This window comes from Pseudomonas sp. B21-036 (assembly GCF_024748925.1).
Lineage (GTDB): Bacteria > Pseudomonadota > Gammaproteobacteria > Pseudomonadales > Pseudomonadaceae > Aquipseudomonas > Aquipseudomonas palmensis.
Genome location: NZ_CP087178.1, coordinates 1,350,949 through 1,365,779, shown reverse-complemented (window position 1 = coordinate 1,365,779; position 14,831 = coordinate 1,350,949). Strand labels below are relative to the sequence as shown.

Here is a 14,831-nt window from a genome sequence, read left to right as displayed (position 1 = left end):
CCCATTACCCAGGGCACCTACCGAATGACCCGTTCCCCCTTGCGCCGCCTGATCTTCGGCGCCCTGCGCCGACTGCTGTACCTGTGGGTGCGCTCCGAAACCATCAACCAGTCATCCTTCTCGCTGAACCTGGACCGCAGCCGTCCGGTGTTCTACGTGCTGCAATCACCCGCGCTCACCGATCTGGCCGTGCTCGACCGCGAATGCACCAAAGCCGGGCTTCCGCGCCCGGTGCTGCCCGTGGCGGTAGGCCCGGTGATGGAGCCGGCGGCGTTCTTCTACCTGACCCCCGAGCCCGACTGGCTGGGCCGCCACGACAAGCGCGGCGCACCGCCGACGCTGACGCGCCTGGTCAACCTGGTCAGCCAGCACGCCGAACAGGACGCGCAGATCATTCCGGTCAGCGTGTTCTGGGGCCAGTCGCCGGCCAGCGAATCGAGCCCGTGGAAGCTGTTGTTCGCCGACAGCTGGGCCGTCACCGGGCGCCTGCGCCGGCTGCTTACCGTGCTGATCCTGGGGCGCAAGACCCGCGTGCAGTTTTCCGCGCCGATCCATCTGCGTGAGCTGGTCGAGCACAACAAGGGCCACGAACGCACCGTGCGCATGGCCCAGCGCCTGCTGCGGGTGCATTTTCGCAACCTCAAGACCGCCGTCATCGGCCCCGACATCTCGCACCGGCGCAACCTGGTCAAGGGCCTGATCCACGACCCGCTGGTACGCCAGGCCATCAGCGACGAGGCCCAGCGCGAGAACATCCCGCTGGCCAAGGCCGAGGCCCAGGCCCTGCGCTATGGCAACGAGATCGCCTCGGACTACACCTACACCGCCATCCGCTTCCTCGAAGTGGTGCTGAGCTGGTTCTGGAACAAGATCTACGACGGCATCAAGGTCAACCATATCGAACAGGTGCAAGGCATCGCGCCGGGGCACGAGGTGATCTACGTGCCCTGCCATCGCAGCCACATCGACTACCTGCTGCTGTCGTACCTGCTGTTTCGCAACGGCCTGACGCCGCCGCACATCGCCGCCGGCATCAACCTCAACATGCCGGTGATCGGCAGCCTGCTGCGCCGCGGAGGTGCGTTCTTCATGCGCCGCACCTTCAAGGGCAACCCGCTGTACACCGCGGTGTTCAACGAGTACCTGCACACCCTGTTCACCAAGGGCTTCCCGGTGGAGTACTTCGTCGAGGGCGGGCGCTCGCGCACCGGGCGCATGCTGCAGCCCAAGACCGGCATGCTGGCGATCACCCTGCGCAGTTTTCTGCGCTCCTCGCGCACCCCGATCGTGTTCGTGCCGGTGTACATCGGCTACGAGCGCGTGCTCGAAGGCCGCACCTACCTGGGCGAGCTGCGCGGGGCGAGCAAGAAGAAGGAATCGATCTTCGACATCTTCAAGGTCATCGGCGCGCTCAAGCAGCGCTTTGGCCAGGTGGCCGTGAACTTCGGCGAGCCGATCCGCCTGGCCAGCTTCCTCGACCAGCAGCAACCGGGCTGGCGCGAACAGGACCACAGCCCGCAGTTCCGCCCGGCCTGGCTCAACGAAACCACCTCGCGCCTGGGCGAGAAGGTCGCGCAGCACCTGAACGAGGCCGCCGCGATCAACCCGGTCAACCTGGTGGCCCTGGCGCTGCTGTCCACCAGCCGCCTGGCCCTGGACGAACGCGCCCTGGCGCGGGTACTGGACCTGTACCTGGCGCTGCTGCGCCAGGTGCCCTACTCGGCCCATACCACCCTGCCCGAAGGCGACGGCCTGGCGCTGATCGGCCACGTGCGCGGCATGGACCTGCTGGCCGAGCAGCAGGACGCGCTGGGGCGCATCCTGTACCTGGATGAAAACAACGCGGTACTGATGACCTACTACCGCAACAACGTACTGCACATCTTCGCCCTGCCGGCGCTGCTGGCAAGCTTCTTCCAGAGCAGCTCGCGCATCAGCCGCGAACTGATCGGCCGCTACACCCGCGCGCTGTACCCGTATCTGCAGTCGGAGCTGTTCATCCGCTGGGATGCCCAGGAGCTCGACGGGGTGATCGACCAGTGGCTGGAGGCATTCGTCGAACAGGGCCTGCTGCGTTTCGAGAACGGCGTGTACCTGCGCCCGGCCCCGAGTTCGCGCCAGTTCGTGCTGCTGACCCTGCTGGCGCGGGCCATCACCCAGACCCTGCAGCGCTTCTACATGGCCACCGCGCTGCTGCTCAACAGCGGCCAGCACACCCTCAGCGCCGAAGAGCTGGAAGACCTGTGCGTGGTCATGGCCCAGCGCCTGTCGATCCTGCATGGCCTGAACGCCCCGGAATTCTTCGACAAGAGCCTGTTCCGCCACTTCATCCAGACCCAGATCGAACAGGGCGTGCTGCGCCCGGATGCGGCGGGCAAGCTCGGCTACCATGAAAAACTCAGCGAGCTGGCCGAAGGCGCCGCCAAGCGCGTGCTGTCGGCCGAGGTGCGCCTGTCGATCCGCCAGGTGGCCTTGCAGCGCAGCGACGAAACCAACGAACACACCGAGCAACAAGTCTGAACAGGAGTACACGATGAAGAAATTGACCCTGGCTGTGCTGGGCAGCCTGCTGGCCGCCTGCAGCAGCACCCCGTCACCCTCCAAGGCCAGCCTGGACGGCGAGGTGTTCTACCTGCAGCGCATCGCCCTGCCACCGGCAGCCACCCTGAGCGTCAGCCTGCAGGACGTGTCGCTGGCCGATGCGCCAGCCGTCACCCTGGCCAACCAGAGCGGCCCGGTAAAAGGCCAGGTGCCCCTGCCGTTTCACCTGAGCTACGACCCGGCACAGGTCAAGCCGGGCCACCGCTATGCCGTGAGCGCGCGCATCGAGCTGGACGGCAAGCTGCTGTTCATCAACACCGAACACCACGGCGTGCAGCTGGACGGTAGCGACGCCCAGCCTGTACGAATCAAGGTCGACGCCGTTCGCTGATCCCCTTTTTGCCTTTGGATAAGGATGCTGCCATGTTCCGCCCTGCTCTTACCTTTACCGGCCTGTGTGCCGGCCTGCTGTTGTCGGCCAGTGCGCTGGCCCTGTCACTCGGCGACCTGTCGCAGAAGGACGCCACCGGCGGCCTCAAGGATGCCCTGACCCAGGGTGCGCAGATTGCCGTCAAGCAACTGGGCACCCCAGGCGGCTTCAGCAACAACCCGGACGTGCGCATCGAGCTGCCGGGCAACCTGGGCAAGGCTGCCAAGGCCATGAAGAAATTCGGCATGGGCGCCGAGGTCGACCAGCTCGAGGCCAGCATGAACAAGGCGGCCGAGGCGGCAGTACCGCAGGCCCAGGCGTTGCTGGTGGATGCGGTCAAGAAGATGAGCGTGGCCGATGCCAAGGGTATTCTCAGCGGTGGCAACGATTCGGCCACCCAGTACCTGAACAAGACCAGCCGCGAGCAGATCCGTGCCAAGTTCCTGCCCATCGTCAAGCAGGCCACCGACCAGGTCGGCCTGGCCAAGCAGTACAACAGCTTTGCCGGGCAGGCCTCGTCGCTGGGCCTGCTGGACAGCAAGAACGCCAACGTCGAGGGTTATGTGACCGAGCAGGCGCTGGATGGCCTGTTCGAGATGATCGGCAAGCAGGAAGCGACGATCCGCCAGAACCCGGCGGCCGCGGCTACCAGCCTGGCCAAGAAGGTCTTCGGCGCCCTCTAGGGCCCTTCGCCGGCAAGGCCGGCTCCTACAGGATGCGCAGTGCCCCCGTAGGAGCCGGCCTTGCCGGCGAACGCCTTCTCAGGGCTTGCGCACCTTGAACCACGCCGCATACAGCGCCGGCAGGAACAGCAGCGTCAACGCCGTGGCCACGATCAGCCCGCCCATGATCGCCACCGCCATCGGCCCGAAGAACACGCTGCGCGACAACGGAATCATAGCCAGCACCGCCGCCAGCGCGGTCAGCACGATCGGCCGGAAGCGCCGCACCGTGGCCTCGATGATCGCCTGCCAACGGTCCAGCCCGGCCGCGATGTCCTGCTCGATCTGGTCCACCAGAATCACCGAGTTGCGCATGATCATCCCCGACAGCGCAATGGTGCCCAGCATCGCCACGAAGCCGAACGGCTGGCGGAACACCATCAGGAACAGCACCACCCCGATCAGCCCCAATGGCGCGGTGAGGAACACCATCACCGTGCGCGAGAAGCTGCGCAACTGCACCATCAGCAAGCTCAACACCACCACGATGAACAGTGGCACCCCGGCATTCACCGAATTCTGCCCGCGGGTCGAATCCTCCACCGTACCGCCCACTTCCAGCAGGTAGCCATCCGGCAGCTCGGCACGCACCGGCTCCAGGGTCGGCAGTATCTGCTTGACCAGGGTCGCCGGCTGCTCCTTGCCATAGATGTCGGCACGTACCGTCACCGTCGGCAGGCGATTACGGTGCCAGATGATGCCTTCCTCGAAGCCGTACTCCAGCGTCGCCACCTGCGACAGCGCAACGCTGCGCCCATTCTCGGTGGGCACCGCCAGGCTCGACAGGTTGGTCAGCTCGGTGCGCTCCTGGCGCGTGCCGCGCAGCAGGATCTCGATCAGCTCGTTGTCTTCGCGGAACTGGCTGACCGACGAACCGGTCAGCGAGCTTTGCAGGAACTTGGCCAGGTGCGCGGTGCTGATCCCCAGGGCCCGGGCACGGTCCTGGTCGATACTCAGGTAGATCACCTTGCTCGGCTCTTCCCAGTCCAGGTGCACGTTCACCACATGCGGGTTCTCGCGCACCCGGGCCGCCACCTTGCGCGCCAGTGCACGCACCTCCTCGATGTGCTCGCCGGTGACCCGGAACTGCACCGGGTAGCCCACGGGCGGGCCGTTTTCCAGGCGCGTGACCCGCGAACGCAGGTCCGGGAACTGCTCGTTCAGGGTCTCGATCAGCCAGCTGCGCAGCGCCTCGCGCTCCTCGATGGTCTTGGCCAGCACCACGAACTGGGCGAAGCTGGTTGCCGGCAACTGCTGGTCCAGGGGCAGGTAGAAGCGCGGCGAGCCGGTGCCCACGTAGGCCACATAGTTGTCGATGCCGGCGCGCTCCTTGAGCAGGGCCTCCAGGCGCGTGACCTGCTCGGCGGTGTTGCTCAGCGAGGCGCCCTCGGCCAGCTTCAGGTCGACCATCAGCTCCAGCCGTCCGGAGGCCGGGAAGAACTGCTGGGGCACGAAGCGAAACGACAGCACGCTGAGCACGAACAGGCCCAGGGTCGCCACGATCACCGTCTTGCGGTGCGCCACGCACCAGCCCACCAGCCGCCGTACACGCTGGTAGAACGGCGTGCCATAGGGGTCGGTGGCGCCATCGGTGGTGCCGTGCTTGGCCGCGTGCAGCTTGGCCAGGTCTGGCAGCAGCCGCTCGCCCAGGTACGGCACGAACACCACGGCAGCGATCCACGAGGCAATCAGGGCAATGGTCACCACCTGGAAGATCGAGCGGGTGTACTCGCCCGTGCCCGACTGCGCCGTGGCAATCGGCAGAAAGCCCGCCGCGGTGATCAGGGTGCCGGTGAGCATCGGGAAGGCGGTGCTGGTCCAGGCGTAGCTGGCGGCCTTGAAGCGATCGAAGCCCTGCTCCATCTTGATCGCCATCATCTCCACCGCAATGATCGCGTCATCCACCAACAGCCCCAGCGCCAGCACCAGTGCCCCCAGGGAAATCTTGTGCAGGCCGATCCCGAGGTAATACATCGCGGCAAACGTCATCGCCAGCACCAGCGGAATCGCCAGCGCCACCACCAGGCCGGTGCGCATGCCCAGCGAGAAGAAGCTCACCAGCAGCACGATGGCCAGTGCTTCCACCAGCACCTGCACGAACTCGCCTACCCCGGTTTTCACGGCGGCCGGCTGGTCGGACACCTTGCGCAGCTGCATGCCGGCCGGCAGATTGGCCGAGATACGGGCAAACTCGACCTCAAGGGCCTTGCCCAGCACCAGGATGTCACCACCGGCCTTCATCGATACCGCCAGGCCGATGGCGTCTTCGCCCATGAAGCGCATGCGTGGCGCGGGCGGATCGTTGAAACCGCGGCGCACATCGGCCACATCGCTGATACGGAAGGTGCGCTCGCCCACCCGAATGGGGAACTGCTCGATCTGCTCCACCGTCTCGAAACGCCCGCTCACGCGCAGTTGCAGGCGCTCGCTGGGGGTTTCGAAAAAGCCTGCGGTGGTCACCGCATTCTGTTCCTCCAGCGCCTGCTGCACAGCTTCAAGCGGCAGGCCCAGGGTCGCCAGCTTGAGGTTCGACAGCTCGATCCAGATCTTCTCGTCCTGCAGGCCGAGCAGCTCGACCTTGCCCACATCCTTTACCCGTTGCAGCTGGATCTGCACGCGGTCGGCGTAGTCCTTGAGCACCGCGTAGTCGAAACCTTCACCGGTCAGTGCATAGATATTGCCGAACGTGGTGCCGAACTCGTCGTTGAAGAACGGCCCCTGGATACCCGGCGGCAAGGTGTGGCGAATGTCCGCGACCTTCTTGCGGATCTGGTACCACAGCTCGGGAACATCCTTGGAATGCATCGAGTCGCGGGCCATGAAAGTGACCTGGGACTCACCAGGGCGCGAGAACGAGACGATCTTCTCGTACTCGCCCGTCTCCATCAGCTTCTTCTCGATGCGTTCGGTGACCTGGCGCGAGACTTCCTCGGCGCTCGCCCCCGGCCAGTTGGTCTTGATCACCATGGCCTTGAAGGTGAACGGCGGGTCTTCGCTCTGGCCCAGCTTGGTATACGAAAGCGTGCCGACCAGGGCCAGCAGCACCATCAGGAACAGCACGATCTGGCGATTGCGCAGCGCCCAGGCGGAAAGGTTGAAACCCATCGGGACTTACTCCTTGGCCGCCAGATTCACCACGCGATTGGACCGGTCCACCGGTCGTATCTGCTGCCCCTCGTGCAGCACATGGCCGCCAGCCGCCACCACCCAATCGGTGGGCTTGAGGCCTTCGAGCACCGGCACGCTGGCCTGGCCGTAGGCGCCAACCCGCACCACGGTGCGCTTGAGCGTATTGTCAGGCTCCACCCGCCACACGTAGGTCTGGCCGTTCTCGGCGCTCAGGGCCGACAGCGGCACCGCCAACGGCACCTGCTCGGCGTGCTGGATGAACACCCGTGCGCTCTGCCCCAGTTCTGCGGGCACCTTGCCGGCCGCGAACGCGATGCGCGCAGCGAAGGTACGTGACCGCGGGTCGGCGGCCGGCGACAGCTCGCGGATGCGACCCTCGAAGCGCGTATCCGGTTGCGACCACAGCTCCACCGACACCGGCTGGCCGACCTTGAAGCGGCCGAAGTTCTGCTCCGGCAGGCTGATCAGCACCTCGCGCTCGCCATCAGCGGCCAGGGTGAACACGGTCTGCCCGGCAGCCACCACCTGGCCCACCTCGACCTGACGCTTGGCCACCACCCCGTCCTGTGGCGCGCGCAGCACCGAATAGCCGGCCTGGTTGCCGGCCACATCGAATTCGGCGCGCACCTGGTTGGCTCGCGCCAGGCCTGCGCGGTACAGGTTTTCGGCGTTGTCGAACTGCGAGCGGCTGACCATCTGGCGTTCCAGCAGGGTCTGGTAGCGGTCGCGCTCGGCCTTGACCAGGCTCAGGTTGGCCTGGGCCGCTGCCATCTGCGCGCGGCTGGCCTCCAGCTGCAGGCGCACGTCCTGCGGGTCGAGCTCGGCCAATGGCTGGTCGGCCTTGACCCGCTGGCCCTCCTCCACCAGGCGCTTGCTGACCTTGCCGGGAATACGAAACGCCAACTCCGGCTCGAGCCGGGCGCGCACTTCGCCGGGGTAGCTGTCGACCGCCGCCGTGGACAGCTGCGGCTGCACCACCATGGCCGGGCGCAGGGTGCTTGGCGGGGGACTCTCCTGCCCGCAGCCGCTCAGCAGCAAGGCAAGGGTAAGCGGGAATGCAAGGGGCAAGGCATGGCGCAACATGATCGAGAACCTTCCGTGAGTAGCGCATCTAATATTTATACCGGCGGGTATAGTAAATCAGCGCAACGGCGCCGGGAAGCGATTGTCGGACAGAAATTTCAGGGTCGTCGCACGCACCGAACTGACACCTGGACCTGCCGCTTGGGCCCTCCGTGGAGCCGAAAAAGCCACTTCCACCCGCCATCACTGGCGCTGATAGGCGTTCAAAAAGCAGATTGCAGCCCCCAGGCGGCGACCACGGTGTACCCTGTACCCCTTAACGAACCTGTACGTGTCATTCATGCCAAACGAAACCAGCGCCCCCAACGGCCCCGGCCGGCCCAAGGACCTCGCCAAGCGCCAGGCCATCCTCGAGGCGGCCAAAGCCCTGTTTCTCACCCACGGTTACGCCAACACCAGCATGGATGCGGTCGCGAATGCGGCAGGGGTTTCGAAACTGACGGTCTACAGCCACTTCAACGACAAGGAGACACTGTTCTCCTCGGCGATCGTGGCCACCTGCACGGCCCAGTTGCCCGAACTGTTCTTCGAACTGACCGAAGGCACGTCGGTGGAGCAGGTCCTGCTGAACATCGGGCGCGGCTTCCAGGCGCTGATCAACAGCGATCAATCGGTCAAGCTCAGCCGCCTGATCATGGCCCTGGGCACCCAGGACCCCAAGCTCAGCCAGATCTTCTTCGAAGCCGGCCCGTTGCGCGTGCTGCGCGAGATGGAAGCACTGCTGCAGCGCGTCGACCAGCATGGCCTGCTGCGTATCGAGCAGCCGGCCAGGGCGGCCGAGCACTTCTTCTGCCTGCTCAAGGGGGCGCCGAACTATCGCCTGCTGCTCGGCTACTCCCCGGCGCTGGACGCCGAGGCTGCCGAGGCACATGTGCAGGATGTGGTGGCGGTGTTTTTGCGGGCCTACCGCCCCTAGTCAGGGCTTGAGGGCTTTCTTGGGGTAGATGTCGTAGCGGCTCGACTTGCCTTCCAGGCTATGGCTGGGCTTGGGCCCGTCGATGATCGGCGCCTTGCGCGGGCGCTTGACCACCACCCGGTGGCTGGCCAGGGCCAGGGCGGCCTCCAGCAGTGCCGGGGCATCCAGGTCATCGCCCACCAGCGGGCGGAACACGCGCATCTCCTTTTTCACCAGGGCGCTCTTGTCGCGGTGCGGGAACATCGGATCGAGGTAGATCACCTGCGGCGGTTCGCCCTGCCAGTCGCGCATGCGCTCGATGGAGTTGCCTGCCAGCAGCTGCATGCGGGCCACGATGGGGCCCACCTCGGCATCCGCTGCCGCACGCGCCAGGCCATCCTCGAGCAGCGCCGCCACCAGCGGCTGGCGCTCGATCAGTTGCATCTGGCAGCCCAGGCTGGCCAGCACGAAGGCGTCCTTGCCCAGTCCTGCCGTGGCATCCAGCACCCGTGGGCGCACGCCCTGGGCGATGCCGACCGCCTTGGCGATCATCTGCCCGCTGCCCCCGCCGAACACCCGACGATGGGCCGCCGCGCCCTCGACGAAATCCACCCGCACCGGGCCCGGTGCCTGCGGGCCCAACTGCTGGATCTGCAGGCCGGTCTCGCCCACCTGCACGGCAAAGGCCGCCGACGCATCCTGCAGCGGCAAGCCCAGGCGCACCGCCCAGTGCTCGGCCTGTGCCTGATACTCGGCAGCCAACGCCTCGACCCGGATACCGCCGTCCGCCAGTTGCTCCACCGCTCACCTTCCCCACACAAAAAAATTAAATGATTGCCGGCCTGTGCCGATAACCGCAGTAATCGCTATTTTGCCAGACCCGGACAGCCTTCGACTGCCATGTCAGACATTCTTCAGCTCCCTTCCGGTTATTTGTCGCCCGTCGGCGACTTTGCCCGGCACAACACCCAGACCCTCGGCGGCGTCAGCCACCTGTGGCAGGACTTCTTTGCCCAGGCGTTGGCAGAGCAGCAGGGTGAAGGTGCGCAGGAAGGTCAGTTGGCGGTCCCCGAGGTCGACACCGTCACCGGCGAACCGATTGCCGGCAGCCAGACCCTGGCGCAGATCCACAGCCAGCGCCTGTGCGACGTGCACGACACCATCGTCGCCCCGCCCGAGCCGCTGTTCCTGCCGATTGCCGAATTCGAACTGGACCTGCTGGACAAGCCTGCGCCGCCATTCAGCGCGCTGGAACTGGTGGAGCAGCAGCGCCAGCTGGACATCAGCAACAACTGGGTGCGCCCGGTGGTGATGAGCCAGGGTCATCCGCTGCCGCAGCCAGGCCCTGCGCCGCAACCCTACCCGCTGCACCTGCCGATCGCGGAGCTGGAAGCCAGCCTGCTCGACCCGGCGCCGGAGCCGTTCGACCAGGCCACGCTGCTCAAGCAGCAGTCGGAGCTGGAGTTCGACCTCAGCTGGGCCCGTCCGGTGGTACTGAACAACGTGCGCATCGCCGCCTAACGGCAGATCTGCCAGAAGCCCATATCCAGGTGGAAGTGGTTGCGGTGGGCAGCGTTGTAGTCAGGCCCCAGCACCGTGTTGAAACTGTCGCAGCCGCCAGCCTGCACCTCGCGTAGAAACTTCGCTTTCACCCCCTCACCCGGCCAGTCGCGCAGCACCTCGATGCGCTGCCCATCGGCCAGCCTGAACCCGGCGATGTCGAGCGCATTGGCGCTGGCATGCTGGCTGCGCCGCCCTTCCTTGCGCCCGTACACATTGCGACAGGCAAAACTGCCCAGGTGATCGACCTGCACCACCGCCTGGCCGAATGCACGCTGCGCGGCCGGTTGCAGGCCGTGGCGCTCGAACAGCGCGAAGGCCACCGCCACCGGGCAACTGGCCAGAAAACTGCTGCTCAGGCGCACGCCCGAGCCCTGCACCCGCACCACGTTGTGCAGCGGGCAGGCCACATCTGGCGCGCTGTCGGCCTGCTTGCTGTAGCGCAGCGTCGAGGTGGCCAGGGCCTGTTCGCAAAGCCTGGGGTCATCCTGCAGGCGGCTCAGCTTGTAGGGGGTCAGCAGGTTCGGGGGCGCCTTGACGTCCAGCACCGCCCACGGGTTCCAGGCAGCCGGCAGGCGCCAGCCCTGTTGCCAGGCCACCAGCCCCGCCGCCATCGCTATCGCCAGGAAAATGCCCACTCCCCGCATGGACGATCAGCGCCTGAACAACTGGTTGAGCTGGTCGAACGGCAGCGCCTGTTCGGCATAGTCGAAGCGGCCCTGCTGCTGGATCCGTTCGGCGGCGTGGAAGAATGCGCCGTAGGCCGCACGCGCCAGCGACGAGCCGACGCTGATGCGCTTGACCCCGAGCGCCTGCAGGTCGCTTACGCTCAGGCCCACCCCGCTCAGCCCCATCAGCACGTTGACCGGCCTGGGCGCCACGGCCTGCACCACCTGGCGAATCTCCTCGGCGCTGCGCAAGCCCGGCGCGTACAGCACATCGGCACCGGCCTCGGCAAAGGCCTGCAGGCGCTTGATGGTGTCGTCCAGGTCCAGGCGCCCGTGCAGCAGGTTTTCGGCGCGGGCACACAGGGTGAACGGGAACTCCAGGCTGCGCGCCGCCGCAACGGCTGCCTCGACGCGCTCCACTGCCTGATGAAAGCCATAGATCGGCTCTTGCGGGTTGCCGCTGGCATCCTCGATGGAGCCGCCTACAAGCCCCACAGCGGCGGCCTGCAGGATGGCCTCGGCGCAGCCCTTGGGCGTATCGCTGAAGCCGTTCTCGAGGTCTGCAGCCACCGGCAGAGCGGTGGCATCGACAATGCTGCGCGCGTTGCCCAGGGTTTCCTCCAGGCTCATGGCGCCTTCGGCATCGGGGCGCCCCAGCGAGAACGCCAGGCCGGCGCTGGTGGTGGCCAGCGCCTCGAAGCCGAGGCTGGCCAGCAGCTTGGCCGAGCCTGCATCCCAGGGGTTGGGGATGACAAAGGCGCCATCACGTTCATGCAGCGCCTTGAAGGCTTCGGCACGCAGGGTTTGCACATCCATGATCACGACTCCAGAGCAGGCGGTACGGGGCGGTCAGAGCAGGCCAAGCTGCTCGGCTGCGGGCGCCCTGTGCAGTTCAGGCAAGGCCGGCAAGCCGGGCAGGCGCTCCATCAGGCCCTGATGAAAACGCTGCGCCAGCGCGGCTGCCAGGCGGTTGTCGGCAGTATGCAGGAAAACGTACGGGGTGCGCCCCTCCTCGATCCAGGCCGCGACCTTGTCCAGCCACGGCAACAGAAACGGCTCGTTGGCCGCCAGTTCCGGGTGGCCGATGAAGCGCACCTGCGGGCTCTGGCTGAAGGCGGCAGGGCGTGGCGGCACCCGCGGTTTCTTGGACTGGGCATGCAGCACGCCCGGATCGCGCGAGGTGCAACTGAACAGGGCACGCGGGTCCAGGCAGATGCGTTCGACGCCGCGATCGAGCAACAGCCGATTGAGCAGACGTTCCTCCTCACCCTTGGCGAAGAAGGCCTTGTTGCGCACCTCCACCGCCAGCGGCACGTCCACCTCGTCGATGAACGCCACCAGCTCGCCCAGGCGTGCCGGACCGAAGCTGGCAGGCAGCTGCAACCAGTAGGGCGCCACACGGGCGCCCAGCGGCTTGAGCAGGTTGATGAAGGTGTGCGCGGCCACGCATTGCTGACGCAGGTCGTCTGCATGACTGATGTCGCCGGGGAACTTGGCGGTGAAGCGAAAGTGCGCGGGCATGATCTGTGCCCAGCGTTCCAGGGTGGCGGGCGCGGGGCGCGCATAGAAGGTGGTGTTGCCCTCCACCGCATTGAACACCTGGCAGTAGAGGCCGAGAAAGTCGCTGGGTCTGGCCTCCGCGGGGTACAGGTACTCGCGCCAGGCGTTTTCACTCCAGGACGGGCAACCGAGAAAGTAAGGTAAAGGCGTCATGCCTCAAATGTACAGGTCCAACCCCAGCACTTCCATCTCCCAGTCCACGAAGCCGGCAGTGGTCAGGTAGCTGGCCAGGGCCTGGGCGGTGCGCTTGTTGCGCGCCCGCGGGAAGATCATGTCCTGCTGGCGCACCGGCAGGCCGCTGCGGCTGGCGCCGCCTGCAGCACCTGAGGGCGACGGCTGCGCCTCGAACTCGCCCGGCAGGTCTTCGTCCACGTCCTCTTCGCGCACCGGCGGCTTGCGCAGCGGGCGCTTGATCGGATAGGACTGGGAAGAGAAGCCGTCGACACGCATGAACGATTACTCAGGAGCAATGATGGCAATTTAGCGGCACCTGAGAGACTTCGCAAATGCCCGACTGATAACTGGACCACATATCGAGCAAAAGGTTTATGCGCAACGGCGATAGACGACCAGCGGTTTACCGCGCCTTGGGCGTGGCCACCTTGTCGCGCAGGTACACCGGTTGGGCGAGATCGGGCGCAATACCTTCGCCCCGGTCCCAGGCGAACCGCGCCAGGGTCAGCAGGTCGAGGGCGTGGGGCAGCATGCCGGCGTCCTGGCCACTGACGGCCACCGGCAGGCGCTCGGCGTAGCCCCAGCCGGTACCGGCACCGAACCAGTCGCCGGCCGCGCCCGGCGGCAGGCTGACCTGTTCGGGGGCCAGCACCGCCTCGCTGCCCAGCAGGCGCATTTCGCCGGCCTGCTGCTGGTAGCAGCCCCAGTACACCTCGTCCATGCGCGCATCGATCGCCGCCGCCACCTGCTCGGCGCCGTGCTCGCGCAACGCGCGCTGGGCCAGCAGCGCCAGGTTGGACACCGGCAGCACCGGACGCTCGAGGGCGAACGCCAGGCCCTGCACCACGCCGATGGCGATCCGCACCCCGGTAAAGGCGCCGGGGCCGCGGCCGAAGGCAATCGCATCGACGGCCGACAGGGCGATGCCCGCTTCGGCCAGCATCGTCTGGATCATCGGCAGCAGCTTCTGCGCGTGCAGACGCGGGATCACCTCATAGTGGCTGAGCACCTTGCCGTCATGCAGCAGGGCAACGGAGCAGGCTTCAGTGGCGGTATCCAGGGCCAGCAAGGTGGTCATCGGGGGTTCCAGGGGGCAAGAAAAAAGAACGGCATTATAAACAACAACGGCCCGCAAGCGGGCCGTTGTGTGCACATCCGAGCGGTGATCAGCTCAGAGCGGCCAGCACCTTGGCGGTGATGGCATCGACCGAGCCCACGCCTTCGATGTGGCTGTACTTGGGCTTGCCACCGTTGGCAGCCGACAGCTTCTGGTAGAAGTCCACCAGCGGCTTGGTCTGCTCGTGGTAGACCGAAAGGCGATGACGCACGGTTTCTTCGGTGTCGTCCTTGCGCTGGATCAGCGGCTCGCCGGTCTCGTCGTCCTTGCCTTCAACCTTCGGCGGGTTGTAGACCACGTGGTAAACGCGACCCGAACCTTCGTGCACGCGGCGGCCGGCGATACGCTGGACGATCTCTTCGTCGGCAACGGCGATCTCGACCACGGCATCCAGCTCGACGCCGGCGCTCACCAGGGCTTCAGCCTGGGGAATGGTGCGCGGGAAACCGTCGAACAGGAAACCCTTGGCGCAGTCGGCCTGAGCGATGCGGTCCTTGACCAGGTTGATGATCAGCTCGTCGGACACCAGCTTGCCGGCGTCCATGATCGCCTTGGCTTCCAGACCCAGCGGGGTGCCGGCCTTGACCGCGGCACGCAGCATGTCGCCGGTGGAAATCTGGGGAATACCGAACTTCTCGGTGATGAACTTTGCCTGAGTACCTTTACCGGCCCCGGGAGCTCCCAGCAGAATTACGCGCATCTTGTGCTCCTCAATTTTTTATAAGCAAATCAATGGATTCGCCACTCAGGGCCAATCCCAAGAATCGGGTGATGACCGCAAATCGGTCAAAAGGCTGCTCAAGATACACAGCGCACCCGGACCACACAAGCGGTCGAAAGTCGGAAAAAAATACTGCGTGAGGCCCGTTCGTGCCCGGGTTGCGCCCGGCGCAACCGGGGGCGAAACCGCTTCGCCCGGGTGCTCGGGGCGCGCGCCGGGCACTGGCGCGCC

Annotated in this window: 14 protein-coding genes; 5 read left to right on the top strand and 9 right to left on the bottom strand. The window is 66.2% G+C overall.

Annotation, left to right across the window (positions count from 1 at the left end):
- Positions 1-24 precede the first annotated feature (24 nt).
- From plsB to LOY33_RS06060, 3 genes are read left to right on the top strand one after another with little or no spacing between them, the layout of a single operon-like run.
- A complete protein-coding gene (gene plsB, locus LOY33_RS06070; protein ID WP_258662257.1) occupies positions 25-2,520 on the top strand; it encodes a glycerol-3-phosphate 1-O-acyltransferase PlsB in 2,496 nt (831 codons plus the stop codon).
- Positions 2,521-2,533: 13 nt separating this feature from the next.
- Positions 2,534-2,932, top strand: a complete 399-nt coding sequence (locus LOY33_RS06065; protein ID WP_043863236.1) for a YbaY family lipoprotein — start codon at positions 2,534-2,536, stop codon at positions 2,930-2,932.
- Between the two features lie 32 nt (positions 2,933-2,964).
- Positions 2,965-3,654 (top strand): DUF4197 domain-containing protein, encoded by a 690-nt coding sequence (locus LOY33_RS06060; RefSeq protein WP_043863235.1) that lies wholly within the window; start codon positions 2,965-2,967, stop codon positions 3,652-3,654.
- A gap of 78 nt (positions 3,655-3,732) precedes the next feature.
- Here LOY33_RS06060 and LOY33_RS06055 read toward each other — a convergent pair whose 3' ends face one another.
- Both LOY33_RS06055 and LOY33_RS06050 read right to left on the bottom strand, forming a co-directional pair.
- The gene (locus tag LOY33_RS06055; protein WP_043863234.1) at positions 3,733-6,798 is read right to left on the bottom strand and encodes an efflux RND transporter permease subunit; all 3,066 of its coding nucleotides are present in this window, start codon (positions 6,796-6,798) and stop codon (positions 3,733-3,735) included.
- Positions 6,799-6,804: 6 nt separating this feature from the next.
- Entirely contained in the window at positions 6,805-7,905 is a 1,101-nt protein-coding gene (locus LOY33_RS06050; protein WP_043863233.1) for an efflux RND transporter periplasmic adaptor subunit, read from the bottom strand.
- 280 nt (positions 7,906-8,185) lie between these two features.
- On the opposite strand from LOY33_RS06050, the gene LOY33_RS06045 reads away from it, so the two are divergent.
- Entirely contained in the window at positions 8,186-8,821 is a 636-nt protein-coding gene (locus LOY33_RS06045) for a TetR/AcrR family transcriptional regulator (RefSeq protein ID WP_043863232.1), read from the top strand.
- Here LOY33_RS06045 and LOY33_RS06040 read toward each other — a convergent pair whose 3' ends face one another.
- Entirely contained in the window at positions 8,822-9,601 is a 780-nt protein-coding gene (locus LOY33_RS06040; RefSeq protein WP_043863231.1) for a class I SAM-dependent methyltransferase, read from the bottom strand.
- A gap of 99 nt (positions 9,602-9,700) precedes the next feature.
- Between LOY33_RS06040 and LOY33_RS06035 the strand changes: the two genes are divergently transcribed.
- On the top strand, positions 9,701-10,321 hold the full coding sequence (locus LOY33_RS06035) for a hypothetical protein (protein ID WP_043863230.1): 621 nt from the start codon (positions 9,701-9,703) through the stop codon (positions 10,319-10,321).
- Here LOY33_RS06035 and LOY33_RS06030 read toward each other — a convergent pair.
- The 6 genes from LOY33_RS06030 to adk all read right to left on the bottom strand — a co-directional run bounded on the left by LOY33_RS06030 (position 10,318) and on the right by adk (position 14,579).
- On the bottom strand, positions 10,318-11,007 hold the full coding sequence (locus LOY33_RS06030; RefSeq protein ID WP_258662254.1) for an extensin family protein: 690 nt from the start codon (positions 11,005-11,007) through the stop codon (positions 10,318-10,320). The two genes, LOY33_RS06035 and LOY33_RS06030, sit on opposite strands and share 4 nt — an antisense overlap.
- Before the next feature lie 6 nt (positions 11,008-11,013).
- Positions 11,014-11,844, bottom strand: a complete 831-nt coding sequence (locus LOY33_RS06025) for an oxaloacetate decarboxylase (RefSeq protein ID WP_123752959.1) — start codon at positions 11,842-11,844, stop codon at positions 11,014-11,016.
- Positions 11,845-11,877: 33 nt separating this feature from the next.
- Positions 11,878-12,741, bottom strand: coding sequence for a DUF72 domain-containing protein (locus LOY33_RS06020; RefSeq protein ID WP_213607016.1), 864 nt, complete (start codon positions 12,739-12,741; stop codon positions 11,878-11,880).
- Positions 12,742-12,744: 3 nt separating this feature from the next.
- A complete protein-coding gene (locus LOY33_RS06015) occupies positions 12,745-13,038 on the bottom strand; it encodes a hypothetical protein (RefSeq protein ID WP_043863226.1) in 294 nt (97 codons plus the stop codon).
- 127 nt (positions 13,039-13,165) lie between these two features.
- A complete protein-coding gene (gene tsaB / locus LOY33_RS06010; RefSeq protein ID WP_043863225.1) occupies positions 13,166-13,840 on the bottom strand; it encodes a tRNA (adenosine(37)-N6)-threonylcarbamoyltransferase complex dimerization subunit type 1 TsaB in 675 nt (224 codons plus the stop codon).
- Positions 13,841-13,928: 88 nt separating this feature from the next.
- Positions 13,929-14,579: an adenylate kinase gene (gene adk, locus LOY33_RS06005; protein ID WP_043863224.1), complete on the bottom strand. Its 651-nt coding sequence runs from the start codon at positions 14,577-14,579 to the stop codon at positions 13,929-13,931.
- Between the last annotated feature and the right edge of the window lie 252 nt (positions 14,580-14,831).